Origin of the sequence: Paenibacillus artemisiicola (assembly GCF_017652985.1) — a bacterium.
Lineage (GTDB): Bacteria > Bacillota > Bacilli > Paenibacillales > Paenibacillaceae > Paenibacillus_Z > Paenibacillus_Z artemisiicola.
The window spans coordinates 18,507-34,082 of the sequence record NZ_JAGGDJ010000015.1 but is presented as its reverse complement, the minus strand read 5'-3'; the positions used below and the strand labels follow the sequence as shown (position 1 = coordinate 34,082).

The window sequence follows — 15,576 nt, the reverse complement described above, 5'->3', positions numbered from 1 at the left end:
ACCGGCACGGGCTGCGCACCGAAACCCGCTTAGGCGGGTTTTTTTGCTGCTTCTTCGGACAAAAACCGACAAGAAAGCGAGGTGAGTGAGAGGAATTGCCGGATTTTTGTCGAATTTATCAGTTTCGCCGCTTAGCAGTAAGGGGCAGCCATCCGCAAGGGAGTGACGCCGCATGAACGCCATGCCCCTCTTCGAACGAAAACCGACGCTGAACGACAAGCTGCGCTCGCTCGGCCTCGTCTTCGTCCTGATCGTCGGCTGCGCGTGCACGCTCATTTTTTCGTACATCGAGCTCGTGAACCAGCGCCAAACCATTCATCATCAGTTGCAGCAAACGCTGCTGCTCCAGCAGCAGTTCATCGATAAATGGCTCGGCGACCGGCTGTCGGACATCCGCGTCGTCGCGAACTACCCCGCCTTGAAGGACGGGGATGCCGCGAACGCGAACCGGTTGATCGCGCTCATGCAGCGCAATCACGCCGAATTCCGGTCGCTCAGCTTCGTCGGGCCGGACGGCTCGACGCCGGAAGGGCTGAACGTCGGGGACCGCGATTACTTCGCGGCAGCCAAGCAAGGGACGGAAACCGTATCGGACGTGCTGCGCTCGCTCAAGGACGGCTCGCGCATCATCGTCTTCGCGGTGCCGGTCCAAGGCGACGACGGGACCTTCAAAGGCGTGGCCATGGGCGCGGTCGAGCTGACGACCGTCGAGCAGCTGCTGGACCGGTTCACGTACGGGAAGCAGGGCCAGACCTATCTCGTCGATCGCGACGGCACGCTCATCACGGGCGAAGGCAGCGGCTCGGACAAGCCGGTGCATATCGGCGAAGGGCTGCTGGCCGATGCCAGAGCGGGCATCGGGACGGTTCGTTCGTACGACAATTACTGCGGCATCTCGGTGTACGGCGATTACCGGTGGACGAAGGACGGCAGCTGGCTGATCGTCGGGGAAGCCGCCAAAAAGGACGTGTACGCTTCGCTGTATACGGAGCTCAAATACGCCTCCCTGTTTCTCCTGCTCGCCATGCTGGCCGCGGTGCTCGTCATGCTGCGCACGTCCAAAAAAATCGCGATGCCGGTCAACCACCTGCTCCGCGGCGTGCGCCATATCCGCGAGGGCGGGTACCATTACCGGATCGAGCCTGGCGTGCTGGAAGCCTCGACGGTCGAGTTCCGGCAGCTCGGCCTGACGTTCAACGCCATGGCCGACACCGTTCTGGAGCATACGGAGGCGCTCCGCGGCGAGCGCAATTTCGCCGCCTCCATCGTCGACACGGCGGCGTCGCTGATCGTCGTTCTGGACGATCGCGGCCATATTTTGCGGTTCAACCGCAGCTGCGAGCTGGCGACGGGCTATGCGTTCGACGAATTGCGGGGCGCCTCCATCTACGACATGCTCATTCCGGATGAAGAACGGGCGGACGTGGAAGCGCGGCTGCGAGGACTGCTGGCCGACGGCGGGAGCACGGCGAACGAGAATCATTGGCGCTCGCGCGACGGGAAGCGGCGGCTCATCGCCTGGTCGAACACGATGCTGCGGGAACCCGGCGGCGCGCGGCATATCATCGGCATCGGCATCGACATCACGGAGCAGCGGAAGGTCGAGCAGGAGCTTAAGGCCAGCGAAGAGCGGTTCCGATTGATCGTCGGCTCCATGGACGAAGTGGTGACGACGTACGACGCCGAGCTCAAGCAGACGGGGATCCATGGGCGCACCATCGTCCATGACGGCGGGATGTTCCAGAACCGGTACGAAGGCCGGTCCATCCGCGAAGCGCTTGATCCCGTCAACGCCGGCCTGCACGAGGACGCGCAGCGGCTCGCGCTCGAAGAAAAGGCGTCCGTCGTCGAATGGACCGTTTCGGGATCGGGACAGGCGGACGGGGCAGACCGGCATTTTCAGACGTCGTACTCGACCCTGCGCGGCAACGGCGGGGAACCGAGCGGCGTCGTCTCGGTCACGCGCGACATTACGCCGCTGAAGGAAGCCGAGGCGGCGTACCGGGAGTCGCAGGCGCGCATTCGCAGCGTGCTCGAAAGCATCACGGACGCGTTCATGGCGTTCGACAACGACGGAACGTTCGCGTACGTGAACAGCGAAGCCGAGCGCATGCTGGGACAAGACCGTTCGGCGGTCTTGGGGCGGCCGCTCCGGGAGGCGTTTCCGGAAGCGGCGGAAGCCGCGCTCGCGGACGGCTTCCGCAAGGCGGCGGACGAGCGGACGCCGGTCTCGGCGGAAGCCTTCCTCCCGCGGTTGAACGCCTGGTACGAGATGCGGATTTATCCGTCGCGGGACGGGCTGTCCGTCTACTTCCAGGACGTGTCGGCGCGCAAGGAACTGGAGCAGGCCGCGCGGGAAAGCCGTCTGCGGCTCGTCACGATCATCGAGACGGTGCCCTCCGGCATCATCGTCGTGGAGGAAGACGGGATGATTTCGATGGCGAACCGGATGGCGGAGGATATTTTCGGCTTGCCGAAGACGTCGATCGAGGGCCGGGCTTTCCGGGATCCGAATTGGACGGTATACGGCTTGGACGGCGAGCGGCTCGCGCCCGAGGCGTATCCGGTGTCGATCGTCATGCGCACGGGACGGCCGGTGTCCGACTACGAATACGTCTTCGAGCGGCCGGACGGCGAGCGCGTCATGCTGTCCTGCAACTGTTCGCCGGTGCTCGACGGGTTCGGGCGCCTGCGGAGCGTGCTCGTCTCGCTGTCCGACATCACGGGCCGCATCGCGATTCAGACGAAGCTGCAGGAAGCGAACGACGAGCTCCGCAAGCTGTCGTCGCTCGACGGCTTGACCGGCGTGTTCAACCGGCGGTATTTCAACGAGCAGCTGCGCGCGGAATGGAACCGGCACGCGCTGAGGAAAGAGCCGCTGTCGCTCATTTTGCTCGACATCGATTATTTCAAGGCGTACAACGATACGTACGGCCATCTCGGCGGCGACATGTGCCTGCGGACGGTCGCGTCGCTGCTTCGCGCGGCGCTGAAGCAGCCGGACCGGTTCGTCGCCCGTTACGGCGGCGAAGAGTTCGCGGTCGTGCTTCCCGGCACGGACGGGCCGGAAGCCGCGGCGCTCGCGGAGACGCTCCGGGCGCAGGTGGAGGGCAAGGAAATCGCGCACGCGAACTCGAAGGTCGGCCGCTTCGTGACGATCAGCCTCGGCGTGGCGACGGTCGTGCCGGCGTTCGGCAGCGAGGAGGAAGCGCTCGTGTCCGACGCGGACATATGCCTGTACGAGGCGAAGCGCGCGCGCAACCGCGTGTCGTCGCGGAGCGGGATGCCGGAAGCGTCGGCGGTCCGGCACGGGAAGTCCGACTGATCGGGCTTGCGGCGCCGGGCTTGGAAGCGGTGTAAAGCATGGTTGCGCGCATAAGGCCGTCAAGGAGCCGAGAGCTTAGGGGCGGCTTTTTGCGCGTCGTTTCAGGCGTGCTTGCTGCCGCGAATCTTCGTAAGCGGGTGATGGGATAACCAACATGACCCGAAAGCGGGCCGAACTAGCGCAAGAAGGTGATGGGACAACCTTCTTGAGCTGAACCCGGTTCGAATTAGCGCGAGAAGGCGACGTGGCAACCCTCATGAGCGGAAAAGCGGCCCTTTTTGCAATGGCTATGTTAGGTCTTATTGTTGATTTTCAGCCAAAAGAAAAACCGCCCTTATAAAGGCGGTTTATTAAGCTAAAGTATCGTTAGTTCAGAAGTTTATAGTACTACGTTCCCAGTACATAACTAAACCAGCGTGCAATTTTTGGTCTCCGCGAATTACTCTTTTTAAATGTCTATTTGCCGACTCCAGAGAAGGGATATTTTGAAGAACGGGGATTAGTATCAGTTCAATCTGTGATAAGGGAATTATGGATTGGTATCCTTCTATGAACCATGATGACATAACCGCCTCATACCCCTCACTTTGCTGCAAAGAAAGCAAAAAAGTAGTTAAATCATATAACCTTGGTGCCCAACGACAGCACTCAAAATCAATAATGCCTGCTACATTTTCTCCGAGTGTCAACAGATTAGCAGGTGCGAAATCTCCATGACAAGGCAGATGAGGCAGCAAAGAGTATGGCTCTTGGTTCAAAAACTTTTCAGCATTTTTCATGCGTTGCAGCAGGTTTTCAACGCTGTCCCAAAATCCCGGGTACTCTGATAACGTTTGTTTATCTACGATTGTTCGGAGTTCTTCAACATGGATCGTTTCATTGCTGAATGTCTCGTTTAGGGGCTTCCACGGCAATTTATCCCTATACCCGTCAACAGAGAGGTGATATTTGGCGAGTGCTCTGCCCGCATCCCGCATCAGCTTTTCGTTATTGATATCGAATGCCGGGTCGGCATCAAGGTAGGGGAACAGACTATAGTCCGTCCCGTTCGGCAGTCTGGCAAGGCCAAGCATCGGAACGATCAGATCATTTTTTTCCGCCGCCCATTTCAAAATCATTTGTTCTGCCTTCAATTCGTCTACATGGCTGGAATATTGGGAAACTCTAATTCTATACTTACCTAGACTGGTCGTAAGCAAGTAATTATAGTTACTGAATCCGCTAGACATTTTTATAAGTGTTTTCGGTGTTCCTAAAGGAAATTCTATTGACCCTAAATAGTTTAGAATTAACTCCATTGATTCCACCGGCAATATCACCCTTTACGTTAAACTGCCCAATAGCTCAACCGTAAGCCATCCGTCGAAGTCTGGCGTTTGTATACTTCACAAAAAACAGGCAGGATGACACCAACCTGTTTTTCTTATTCGACGTTGTGTTCTCCTATTCCTTGCTGTCGAGAACATAGCCTTTGCAATAAGAAGGTAATGAGATAACCTTCTTGAGCAGAAAAGCAGCCTGGTTAGGCATAAGTAGGTGATGAGGTAACCTACATGACCTTAAAATCAGCCCGAGAAGCCCGGGAAGGTAACGGGCTCGCTTACGGGGGAGCTAACCGGCACCGGAGTCCGGCCGACGAACGTAAAAAAGCCTCCAATTCCGCCGAAGAATTGGAGGCTTTTTGTCGTGTACGCCGCTTGGTCGAACTTCGCCGCCCGCCGGCGATAAGGCAGCTAATACACGCCGTACGTCACTTTGCGCACCAGCTGCTCGAACCGCTCCGCCATGCCGGAGTCGTCTACCTGCTCGTAGACGGCCGGCTTGAACAGCTGCCGCTTCTTGATCGCGTAATAATCGGCCACGGCGCCCCGGAGCGTCAAATTATGCCGCATCAAGTAGTGGGGATCCAGCAAATGCCGGAACATCAGCTCATCCTGCACGATAAGCAGCGTCGCGTTGGCCTCGTGGAAAAAGCCTTCCGCCATGCCGCGTTCGCAGAACTGCCGAAGCCGGTCGTTCCGTTCGCTCACGGCGACGTCGATGGCGGCCATCAGCTGAGGGTAGACCTCGCGAAGATCGCCGAAGAACGCCTCCGTGCCGTAGTTCGCGATCAGCAGCGTCTGGGCGAACGAAGACTTGAAGCCTTTGACATAGGCGTCCAGACTGCCGGACTCGAGCTGGTTCTCGGAGCCGACGATGTACCGGATGAACAGCTGGGACAGGTGATCTATGATTTCATCGCGGGACGGAAAATATTTGTACAACGTAGCTTTGGACAGGTCCATCGTCTTGGCGATGTCGTCCATGCGCAGGCTCTGGAAGCCGTTCGTCTTCACGGGATGGAGTAGCTTGGCCACGTACTTGTTCTTGATCGTCTCGTCCGTATACCGGCAGCTTTGCGTGTCGTTGGTCGTTTCCATTAAGCGCTCACACTCACTTTCCTTACGTGTAAGTATACACAATCCGGCAAACGAAATAAACTATCTATCCTAACTAAACTAAAATCGATAAAATGAGTTTACTTTATCTAGGCGTTGGTGTATGATCGGTCTACAAAATGGCGTTGCGCTTATAAAGCCATTACCATGTAGCGAGGGAGAGAACCATACGTTATGAGCATTCCGTCCGCAGCGAACGTCCGCTTCTGGCCTATTATGATCGCCATCTTCTTCGGCGCGTTCCTCAGCATCCTCGGCATCAGCACGATCAACGTCGCGCTGACCATCTTCATGAGCGATTTCCATGCGAGCCTGAGCACCGTCCAATGGACCCTGACCGGCTTTATGCTGTCGCTCGGCACGATCGCCCCGCTTACGGGCTATCTCGGCGACAAGTTCGGCTTCAAAAACGTCTATTTGTACGCGATGGTCGGCTTCGTCGCGTTCTCGCTGCTGTGCGGATTCGCGTGGAACATCGAATCGCTGATCGTGTTCCGCATCCTGCAGGGCATCTTCACGGGACTGATCCTGCCGGCGACGATGACGATCATCTTCCAAGTCATCCCGCGCGACCGGCAGCCGTTCGCGGTCAGCATCTGGGGTCTGTCGGCCATGCTCGCGCCCGCGTTCGGCCCGACGATCAGCGGCTGGCTTATCGAACAGTTCAGCTGGCATTGGCTGTTCTTCATTAACGTGCCGATCGGCATCCTGGCCATCGCGTTCATCGCCGTCATGATCCCGAGCTACCGGATCGGCTCGCCGTCCAAGCTCGACAAGCTCGGCCTCTTCACCGTCGTGATCAGCAGCGCCTCCCTGCTCGTCGCCCTCAGCGAAGGCCGCGCTTGGGGCTGGGGCTCCGGCAAGACGATCGGCCTGTTCGCGGTCGGCGTCGTCTTCCTGATCGCCTTCATCGCGCTGGAGCTGCGATCGAAGAACCCGCTGCTCAATCTGCGGGTGTTCGGCAACTACCGCTTCTCGATCACGCTCGTGGCGAATACGATCATCACGATCAGCCTATACTCCGGCACGCTGCTCGTGCCGCTCTTCCTGCAGAACGTGCAGCAGACGACGGCGATGGACACCGGGCTGATCCTGCTGCCGTCCTCGCTGATCATGGCGCTCGCGATGCCGATCGCCGGCAAAATCTATCCGCGAGTCGGCGCGAAATGGATGACGTTCGCGGGTCTCGTGCTCATCATCTTCGGCAGCTACGAGATGACGCAGCTCCATACCGGCAGCTCGCATATCTATATTATTCTGTGGATGGCCGTCCGCAATCTCGGCGTGTCGCTCGCGGCCGCCGCGACGAGCACGGCCGGCATGGAAGAGATCGGGCCGTCGATGGTCGGCCACGCGTCATCCGTCACGAACTGGGTGCGCAACGTCGGCGGCTCGTTCGCGATCGCGCTCTTCACCTCGCTGCTCGCGTCCCATACGCTGACGCACGCGGCCGAGTTGACGCAGAGCGGCGAAGGGAACGCGCAGACGATCCCGCTGTTGTCCTTCACGATGAGCGTCAACGACGTCTTCCTGATCGCGACCTTCATCGCGGTGGCGGCGATTCCGTTCACGCTGATGATCCGCAAGAAGCTGCTGGCCGCGAAAACCGAATCCGTGGCCGCCTAATTCGGCTTGTTCGCCAAAGAGCGCCTCTCCGGGCCAAGGGAAATCCCTTGCCAGGCGAGGCGCTCTTTTTCGCTTACGTGTGATCCTGCTGCTTGTACGTGCGCGGGTTGACGCCGAACCGTTTGCGGAATTGACTCAGGAAGTGGTTGTAGTTCTGGAACCCGACCTCGGCCGCGACCTCCGCCGCCTGGCGCCCGGAATGCTCGAGCAGCACCGCCGCCTGGCGGATCCGCATGTCGTTCAGCGAATCGATGATCGACGAGCCGGTCGAGGCCTTGTACAGATGCGCCAGCCGGGATGCCGACAAGCCGACCTCCCGGGCCAGGTCCTCGATCCGCACCGCCTCGCGCATGCGGGCGACGAGCAGATGCTGCACTTCCTCGATCCGCGGGTCGAACGGCTTCGAGAGCCTGCGGGCAAGCAGCAGGATGACCTCGCGGATCGCGTTCTCGGACAGCTCGCCCCAATACGCGCCCCGTTCGATGGCGTCCGCCAAAATCCGGTCGAACGCCGAGCGGACGCGCCGGCGCGCGGATTCGTTGTCCATCGCGTGCACGATCAGCTTGTCGCCCGGGAGCAGGCTCGTCTCCGTAATGCGCGGGGTAAAATGCGCCCACATGAAATGCCACCGGCCGCCCTTGCGCGTGCCGTACCGGTGGGGCACGCCGGGCTGCATCAGCGTGACGTCCCCGGCCTGGCAGAATCGTTCGATTCCGTCGATCTCGAAGCAACCGCTTCCGTCGATCGTGTACGTCATCAGCCAATCGCCCATGCCCTCCGGCCGCCGGATGGCGTACGAGTCGGGATGATTGAAATGTCCGGCAATGACGGCATATTCGCCCTGTTCCTTGATGACGGACGGCGGATGAATCCGTTTGGCGCTCATGCTCCTTCTCCTTTCGCCCGAAAACCAGATTACTGCCATTATAGCAGGATCGATGGAGTTTTTAGCATGATTGTTACTTCAGCTTCGCCGCCGGCGGGACTACAATGGAGGCAAGGGAAGCGCATCGCTTCGAGATGAGATGGAGGGATAGGGCAATGGCCAACGCACTGCGGGCGCTGACGGAAGAGCAGAAGCGCCACTTCGACACGGAAGGCTATTTGATCGTGAAAGGGCTGTTCGCGCCGGAGGATCTGGCGGAAATCACGGAAACGTTCGATAAGCTGAGCCACGAGACGATTCCCGGCTATTTCGAGCCGGACTTGAAAGGCGACGCCGCAGACCCGCTCAAGCGGTACCCGCGCGTCATGCATCCGCACCGCTTCAACGAAACGGCGAAGAAATTCATGCTGCATCCGCCGGTCATGGCGGTGCTCGCCGATCTGTACGGCGAAGAAGCTTACGCGGCGCAAAGCATGTTCTATTACAAGCCGCCGGGTTCGAGAGGACAGGCGCTGCACCAGGATAATTTCTACCTGAAAGTGGAGCCGGGCAACTGCATCGCGGCGTGGACCTCGGTCGATCCGGCGTACGAGGAGAACGGCGGGCTGCTCGTCGTGCCGAAGACGCAGGCGCACGAGATCTCCTGCCCGGAGGAAGCGGATACGCGGGAATCGTTCACGAGCCATTACGTGAAGCCGCCGAAGGACGGCGTCGTCATGCCGGTCGTCATGGACAAGGGGGACGTGCTCTTCTTCAACGGCAACCTCATTCACGGTTCGTACCGCAACAAGACGAAGGACCGGTTCCGCCGCGCCTTCATCTGCCATTACGCCAATGCGTCCGCGACCGCGATCAACGTCCACTACAATCCGCTGTACAAGGCCGACGGCACGGAGCTCGTGCTCGAGGGCAATCCCGACGGCGGTCCGTGCGGCGTGGAGGTGGGCGAGTTTACGTACCACTGAGTCCGCATTCACGCTCTGCGCGCCGCTACGGCGCCCGTCCGCGGCCGCAGCCGTTCCGGCTGCGGTTTTTCGGCCATCCGAAGATAAGCATACTTTATCGGTGAAGATGTAAAGCGCTTCCGCCGCGATCGCGCGATAATGATGCCATACCGTTACGGCATCGCCGTAGCATCGCGGGCAAACCGCAATCCAGGGAGGCGGAACAGATGTCAAACCTCGCAAACCGCAAATTGACGCAGGCGGACGTGGACCATTACGACGCGCAGGGCTATACGCTGTACCGGAATCAGCTGTTCGGCGCCGAGAAGCAGGCGGAGCTGTCCGCGATCTTCGAAGAGCAGTGGGAAACGGTGGGGCGCCGGCTTAACAGCGAGCTCGACACGCCGCATTTTCGCGACGAACGGCTGCTGAAGTTTCTGCTGGCCGACGAAGTGCTCGACCTCGTCGAACCGATTTTGGGACCGAACATCGGTCTCTGGTCCAGCCATTTCATCTGCAAGGAACCGCTGATCGGCAAGCAGACTCCGTGGCACGAGGATTCCGCGTACTGGAAGGGCCGGCTCGACCGCTTCGACAAGATCGCCACCGTCTGGCTCGCCATCGACCGCAGCACGAAGGAGAACGGCTGCATGCGCGTCATTCCGGGCACGCACAAGAACGGCTTTTCCGATTACGAGGCGGTCAGCGAGGACGAGAATATTTTCGCCACGCAGATCAAAAATATCGACGAATCGCGGGCGGTCTATTTCGAACTGGAGCCCGGCCAGTGCTCCATTCACGATTCCCGCATCATCCACGGCGCGACGCCGAACAAGAGCCCGTACCGCCGCTGCGGCTATACGATGCGGTATTTCTCCACGGAGGCGAAGGTTCTTCCCGAGAAAAACCCGGGCTTCAAAATTTGGCTGGCGCGCGGCAAAGACGTCGCCGGCAATCCGTTCGTCAACGCTTGAAGCGGCGTCTGCGGACAACGGCGCGGGCGCCGAAAAAACGACTTCCCTGCCGACCGCAGCATCGCTTACTATGGAAGGACAACGCCCATCCTACGGCGGATAGGCGCAAATTCGGACGGTGTGCCGCGGACCATACGGCGCGGGCGGAAGGAGGCGCAAGGGCATGCAGGCATACGGCGGACCCGAAAGGCTGATGAACGAGAGCTACATGACGCTGTCCGCGCCCGTCCGGCTGTTCCGGCATCACGTCGACGGCCGCATCGACACGCATTGGCATGAATTTTTCGAAATGGGGTTCGTGGTCGCGGGCAGCGGCACGCACGTCCTGAACGGCGTCCCTTCGCGCCTCGCGCGCGGCTCGGCGTTTCTGCTGACGCCGGCCGACTTCCACAGCCTGGAGCCGGATCCCGGCGAGACGCTGCGGCTGTACGATCTCATCTTCACCGACCGGGGCATCCGGGAGCCGCTTCTGGCGCTGCTGTTCGGCCAGGGCGGCGGCCATGCCGCGGATTACGGTCCGGAGGAGACGGAGGCGGCGGAGCGGGAGTTCGCGCTGATCTGGGAGGAGTCCGCCGAGCGCAGGGCGGGCGGCGACCTGCTCGTGCAGGGCAGCGTCGAGCGGCTGCTCGTCGGGCTGTCCCGGCGCAGCCGGACGCGGCAGGAAGGCGACGGCCTTCAGGGCGGCGACGGGCCGGTGGCGCCGGCCGTCCGCAAGGCGCTCATCCATATCCAGCATCATTTCCGCGACCCGCTGCCGCTCGAGGAAGCCGCCGCCAGCTGCGGCCTGTCGCCGAACTATTTCAGCGAATGCTTCCGCAAGGCGACGGGCGTCACCTTCCAGACGTACGTTCAGGAATTGCGGCTGCGGTTCGCCAAGTCGCTGCTCATGACGACGCGGCTGCCCGTGACGGAGATTTGCTTCGCCTCCGGCTTCGGTACGCTGCCGCATTTCGAACGCGCCTTCAAGAAGCGGTTCGGTTCGACGCCCCGGGCTTGCCGCGCGGAGACGCGGTGACCGGGGCGGGGCGCGGCCGCGCGAATCGCCTTTCCGGCTTCCGGCCGGCTGCACGCAGGACGCAGCCGGCTTTTTTGCGCGCGCGTCGCATTTCCGTCCCCGACTCGCTATACTAATAGGATAGGCCGTCTGATAGACGGAATCGATAGGTTCGAGCGAATCGGAAGGGTGTGAAGCGGTCGATGCGCCACTTGCCGGCAAGGGTCAGAAGAATGCTAATGCTGCTGCTGTTCGTGGGATTGCAACTATACGCGGGCTGGCACGCGCAGCTGTATATCGGGGAGCTGACGGGCGCGTCCGGGCTGGCGTACGGCTTGACGTTCTGGTCGGCGTATCTCGTCCTCGCGTTCGGCTATCTGCTCGCCAGGCTGCTGCGCCGCCGGCTGCCGGCATTCGCCGCGCTCGGCTTGAAATGGGCCGGGTCGTACTGGATCGCGGCTTTCCAATACAGCGTCCTGCTGCTGCCGTTCGCGGATCTGGCCGCTTGGCCGCTGCGCGCGTCCGGCGTCTCGAACGCCGGCGCGATCCTCTATACCGGAAGCGCCGTCACGCTGCTTCTGCTCGGAATCCTGCTGCTCGGCTCGCGCAACGCGTGGTCGCCGGTCGTGAAGGAATACGCGGTCACGGTTCCCAAACCGGGCGGCGCCTTGAAGGAGCTGCGCATCGCGGCGGCGTCCGATCTTCACCTCGGCACGACGGTCGGCCGCCGCCACTTGGAGCGGCTCGTCCGGCGCATCAACGGGCTGCGGCCGGACGTGGCGCTGCTCGTCGGCGACGTGCTGGACGACGACGTCGAGCCGTTCGTGCGGCGCGACGACGGCAGCCGGCTGGCGCAAATCCGGACGCCGTACGGTACGTACGCGGTGCTCGGCAACCATGAATACTACGGCGGCGGCATCGACACGTACATTGAAACGATGAGCGGGTACGGCATTCCCGTGCTGCTCGACGAGACCGTTACGATCGCCGGCAGCGTCCACTTGATCGGCCGCAAGGACAAGACCGACCGCGAACGGGCATCCGTCGCGGAGCTGACGGCCACGCTGGACGACGGCAAGCCGCGCATCCTCATGGACCATCAGCCGGCGGCGATCCGGGAAATCGCCGACGCGGGCATCGACGTGTCGTTCCACGGCCATACGCACCGCGGCCAGATGGCCCCGAACCATTGGATCACGCGGCGGATCTTCGAGCTGGACTGGGGGTACAAGGCGTTCGGCGCGCTGCACGCGTTCGTGTCCTGCGGCTTCGGCACGTGGGGACCGCCGATCCGGATCGGCAGCCGAAGCGAAATCTTGTGCGTCACCGTCCGGTTCGATTCCCAAGCGTGACAACAACTGCGTCTTGGTCGCGGCCGGGAACCGTCGTATAATCGAAGAATGCGAGATTCGCGAATAGATTCAAAGCTTAAACCGTCCAATGATTGCTATAGATTCCGCGCGTTTCAATTCATAAGGCTCATACGGCCATTAGAACGACAAGCCTGGACGACGAGGAGCTGAGCGCAGATGGAACTCGAACTGAATACGCCAATCGCGCCGCTGCCGCTCCCGCCGCGGCGGGATCCGGCGATGAAGCGGATCTGGGCCTGGCTGCTGCGCCGCGGCCGGGCGACGCTCCGCTTCGATACGCCGATCTGGCGGGCGTCCGTCGCGGGCCTATGGCTCGCCCTCAGCGCGGTGCTCGTCGCGACGGCGCTCGGCATGCCGACGGGCATCGGCATGCTCTTCGACGCCGCGGTCGCGGTGCTGCTCGGCACCGTCGGCATGGCGGTCGCGGGCTTGGCCGTCGCGTACCTGCTGTCGCTCGCGTACGCGCCGATTCCGCGGCTGACGGCGGGGGCGCTCGCCTTTGCCGCGTTCGCCCTCTGGTTCGTCGCGGACAAAGCGAACCTCGGCGACTGGATGTCGATCGTGCTCGCCGCCATCGTCGCGGGCATCGGGCTCGCCGGCGGCCTGTTCATCGGCGCGCTGGCCAGCGAGCGGGTGCCGATGGCGCTCAAGGCGGCGCTGATCGTCGCGATCACGCTGGCGGGCCTGACGTTCGACAGCTGGCCGATCAACGTGTACGGCGACGTGCCGGCGGACGCGCAGCTGATCGCGGGCGAACCGGACGTCGCGCGGCTCGCGGCGGATAACCCGGCCGCGGACGGAACGTACGCCGTGAAGTCGTTCACGTACGGCAGCGGCACGGATTCGAAGCGAAGCGAATTCGGCTCGGGCGCCGCGCTCAAGTCGGACACGGTCGACGCGTCGGCGTACATTCACCGCTGGAAGTGGCTCCGCAGCCTGTTCTGGGGCTTCGACGAGACGAAGCTTCCCCTGAACGGAAGGGTGTGGATGCCGGAGGGCGACGGTCCGTTCCCGCTCGTGCTCGTCGTGCACGGCAACCACCTGATGGAGCAGTTCTCGGACGACGGCTACGCGTACTTGGGCGAGATGCTGGCCAGCCGGGGCTTCATCGCGGTCTCGGTCGACGAGAACTTCCTCAATTATTCCTTCTGGGGGAACATCCCCGACAACGACATGAAGGTGCGGGCGTGGATCCTGCTCAAGCATCTGCAGCAGATCGAAGCGTTCGATCGGCAGGCGGACAGCCCGTTCTACGGACGGGTCGACCTGAACCGGGTGGCGCTGATCGGCCACTCCCGCGGGGGCCAAGCGGTCGCGATGGCCGCGGACCGCGGCAAGTGGTTCGCCGCGGACAAGACGCTCGCGGGCCTGGACGCCGTCCATATCCAGGCCGTCGTCGCCATCGCGCCGACCGATACGACGGTCGACAAGCAGAAGGCGCAGCTGAAGGATACGTACTACTTGTCCCTTCAAGGCGCGAGCGACGGCGACGTCGATACGTTCGGCGGCGAGCGCCAATACATCCGGTCGAGCTTCTCGCCGGGCTCGGACCGGTTCAAAGCGACGCTCTATATCGGCGAGGCGAACCACAGCCGGTTCAACACGAGCTGGGGGACGATGGACGACAGCCTGCCGGGCGGCCTGCTGCTGCGGAAGGACGAAATGATGGACGCGGACGACCAGCGGCAGGTCGCGAAGGTGTACGTCTCGGCTTTCCTCGAGACGGCGCTGCACGACAGCGGGGATTACCGGCGGCTCTTTCAGGATTACCGCACGGGCGAAGCGTGGCTGCCGCAGGCGACGTACTTGAACCGTTACGAGGACGGCAGCTTCGTGGCGCTGGCGCGCATCGACGAGGATTACGACAAGACGAAGCTGACGAACGGGGTCACGGCGTCGGCGGAGCGCCTGCAGTGGTCCGAGGCCGCGGCGGAGGACCGGGACGGCAACGACAAGGGCACGCGCGGCGCGGTGCTGGAGTGGAAGCAGGGGGACGGCAGCTACGCGCTGCGGCTGCCGGCGTCGTTCGACGCGCTGCATGCCGGGGGCGAGCCGCAGGATTTCGTCTTCAACATGACGAATCTGGAGAGAGACCTGCCCGGCTTCGACGGGGACGGCGCGAGGAACGGCGGCACGGGTATTCCGCTGCCGGAGATCGAGGTCGAGCTCGAAAGCCGCAACGGCGCGGCCGTGCGCATGCCGCTCGCCGCGTTCAAGGCCGTCACGCCGCTGCCGTACACGCACTTCACCTTGTTTCCGTGGATGGAGAAGCGCGTGATGAACGGGAAGTACAAGGATCCGACCGAACCGGTGTTCCAGACGTACAGTCTGCCGCTCGAACGGTTCCGGGCCGGCAATCCCGCGTTCGAGCCCGAGCATTTGTCGCGGGCGACGTTCTACTTCACGAGCGACCGGGGCAAGGTGATGCTGGACGACATCGGGATCGCCGACGCGCCGTTCCCTTGACGCTTCGGGTAAGAAGCCGGCGGCGCGGAAGACAAGCCCGCGTTCGCCATTCCGACTGGAGGCATGCAATTATGCTGGTGGGCATACCCAAAATCATTTCACCCGATTTGCTGAAAATCATGATGGAAATGGGCCATGGCGACGAGCTCGTGCTGGCCGACGCGAACTTCCCGGCCGCCAGCCACGCGCGGCGGCTCGTTCGCTGCGACGGACACGCCATACCGGAGCTGCTGGACGCGGTGCTGACGCTCTATCCGCTCGATCAGTACGTGGACAAGCCCGCGTCGCTTATGGAGGTCGTGCCCGGCGACAAGGCCGAGACCCCGATCTGGGAGGCATACGGGCGAATCGTCCGCGAGCGGACCGGGCTGGAGGCGTCGTTCGAGAAGCTGGAGCGGTTCGCGTTCTACGAACGGGCGCGAGGCGCGTACGCCATCGTCGCCACGGGCGAAGGGGCGCAATACGCGAATCTGATTTTGAAGAAAGGCGTCATTTTTCCTTGACCTGCGCGCCGTATCCGGCCGTTCCCGAATCGACTCGGGGACGGCCG

11 protein-coding genes are annotated in these 15,576 nt (G+C 62.0%); 8 read left to right on the top strand and 3 right to left on the bottom strand.

Annotated elements, in window-relative coordinates:
- The first annotated feature begins 172 nt into the window (after positions 1-172).
- A complete protein-coding gene (locus tag I8J29_RS17960) occupies positions 173-3,325 on the top strand; it encodes a PAS domain S-box protein (RefSeq protein WP_208848898.1) in 3,153 nt (1,050 codons plus the stop codon).
- A 371-nt stretch (positions 3,326-3,696) separates the two neighbouring features.
- On the opposite strand, the gene I8J29_RS17955 is transcribed toward I8J29_RS17960, so the two are convergent.
- Together I8J29_RS17955 and I8J29_RS17950 are read right to left on the bottom strand one after the other, a co-directional pair.
- On the bottom strand, positions 3,697-4,623 hold the full coding sequence (locus I8J29_RS17955; protein WP_240546299.1) for a phosphotransferase: 927 nt from the start codon (positions 4,621-4,623) through the stop codon (positions 3,697-3,699).
- 435 nt (positions 4,624-5,058) lie between these two features.
- Positions 5,059-5,745, bottom strand: coding sequence for a TetR/AcrR family transcriptional regulator (locus tag I8J29_RS17950; protein ID WP_208848896.1), 687 nt, complete (start codon positions 5,743-5,745; stop codon positions 5,059-5,061).
- 192 nt (positions 5,746-5,937) lie between these two features.
- Here I8J29_RS17950 and I8J29_RS17945 point away from each other — a divergent pair, with 192 nt between their 5' ends.
- Complete coding sequence (locus I8J29_RS17945; protein WP_208848895.1) at positions 5,938-7,389, top strand: DHA2 family efflux MFS transporter permease subunit; 1,452 nt, start codon at positions 5,938-5,940, stop codon at positions 7,387-7,389.
- A gap of 73 nt (positions 7,390-7,462) precedes the next feature.
- On the opposite strand, the gene I8J29_RS17940 is transcribed toward I8J29_RS17945, so the two are convergent.
- Entirely contained in the window at positions 7,463-8,275 is an 813-nt protein-coding gene (locus I8J29_RS17940) for a helix-turn-helix domain-containing protein (RefSeq protein ID WP_208848894.1), read from the bottom strand.
- A 155-nt stretch (positions 8,276-8,430) separates the two neighbouring features.
- Between I8J29_RS17940 and I8J29_RS17935 the strand changes: the two genes are divergently transcribed.
- From I8J29_RS17935 to I8J29_RS17910, 6 genes are all read left to right on the top strand, one after another.
- Complete coding sequence (locus I8J29_RS17935) at positions 8,431-9,240, top strand: phytanoyl-CoA dioxygenase family protein (protein WP_208848893.1); 810 nt, start codon at positions 8,431-8,433, stop codon at positions 9,238-9,240.
- A gap of 206 nt (positions 9,241-9,446) precedes the next feature.
- The gene (locus I8J29_RS17930; RefSeq protein WP_208848892.1) at positions 9,447-10,193 is read left to right on the top strand and encodes a phytanoyl-CoA dioxygenase family protein; all 747 of its coding nucleotides are present in this window, start codon (positions 9,447-9,449) and stop codon (positions 10,191-10,193) included.
- Between the two features lie 163 nt (positions 10,194-10,356).
- Positions 10,357-11,208, top strand: a complete 852-nt coding sequence (locus I8J29_RS17925) for a helix-turn-helix domain-containing protein (protein WP_208848891.1) — start codon at positions 10,357-10,359, stop codon at positions 11,206-11,208.
- 212 nt (positions 11,209-11,420) lie between these two features.
- The gene (locus I8J29_RS17920) at positions 11,421-12,539 is read left to right on the top strand and encodes a metallophosphoesterase (protein ID WP_240546290.1); all 1,119 of its coding nucleotides are present in this window, start codon (positions 11,421-11,423) and stop codon (positions 12,537-12,539) included.
- Positions 12,540-12,716: 177 nt separating this feature from the next.
- Positions 12,717-15,026: a poly(ethylene terephthalate) hydrolase family protein gene (locus I8J29_RS17915; protein WP_208848889.1), complete on the top strand. Its 2,310-nt coding sequence runs from the start codon at positions 12,717-12,719 to the stop codon at positions 15,024-15,026.
- A 71-nt stretch (positions 15,027-15,097) separates the two neighbouring features.
- The gene (locus I8J29_RS17910; protein WP_208848888.1) at positions 15,098-15,529 is read left to right on the top strand and encodes an RbsD/FucU family protein; all 432 of its coding nucleotides are present in this window, start codon (positions 15,098-15,100) and stop codon (positions 15,527-15,529) included.
- Positions 15,530-15,576 lie beyond the last annotated feature (47 nt).

Excerpts from the sequence above, each read along its gene's own strand:
- I8J29_RS17930 (WP_208848892.1), top strand. The coding sequence starts at position 9,447 with ATGTCAAACCTCGCAAACCGCAAATTGACGCAGGCGGACGTGGACCAT.
- I8J29_RS17945 (WP_208848895.1), top strand. The coding sequence starts at position 5,938 with ATGAGCATTCCGTCCGCAGCGAACGTCCGCTTCTGGCCTATTATGATC.
- I8J29_RS17950 (WP_208848896.1), bottom strand. The coding sequence starts at position 5,745 with ATGGAAACGACCAACGACACGCAAAGCTGCCGGTATACGGACGAGACG.
- I8J29_RS17940 (WP_208848894.1), bottom strand. The coding sequence starts at position 8,275 with ATGAGCGCCAAACGGATTCATCCGCCGTCCGTCATCAAGGAACAGGGC.
- I8J29_RS17925 (WP_208848891.1), top strand. The coding sequence starts at position 10,357 with ATGCAGGCATACGGCGGACCCGAAAGGCTGATGAACGAGAGCTACATG.
- I8J29_RS17960 (WP_208848898.1), top strand. The coding sequence starts at position 173 with ATGAACGCCATGCCCCTCTTCGAACGAAAACCGACGCTGAACGACAAG.
- I8J29_RS17915 (WP_208848889.1), top strand. The coding sequence starts at position 12,717 with ATGGAACTCGAACTGAATACGCCAATCGCGCCGCTGCCGCTCCCGCCG.
- I8J29_RS17955 (WP_240546299.1), bottom strand. The coding sequence starts at position 4,623 with ATGGAGTTAATTCTAAACTATTTAGGGTCAATAGAATTTCCTTTAGGA.
- I8J29_RS17910 (WP_208848888.1), top strand. The coding sequence starts at position 15,098 with ATGCTGGTGGGCATACCCAAAATCATTTCACCCGATTTGCTGAAAATC.
- I8J29_RS17935 (WP_208848893.1), top strand. The coding sequence starts at position 8,431 with ATGGCCAACGCACTGCGGGCGCTGACGGAAGAGCAGAAGCGCCACTTC.
- I8J29_RS17920 (WP_240546290.1), top strand. The coding sequence starts at position 11,421 with ATGCTAATGCTGCTGCTGTTCGTGGGATTGCAACTATACGCGGGCTGG.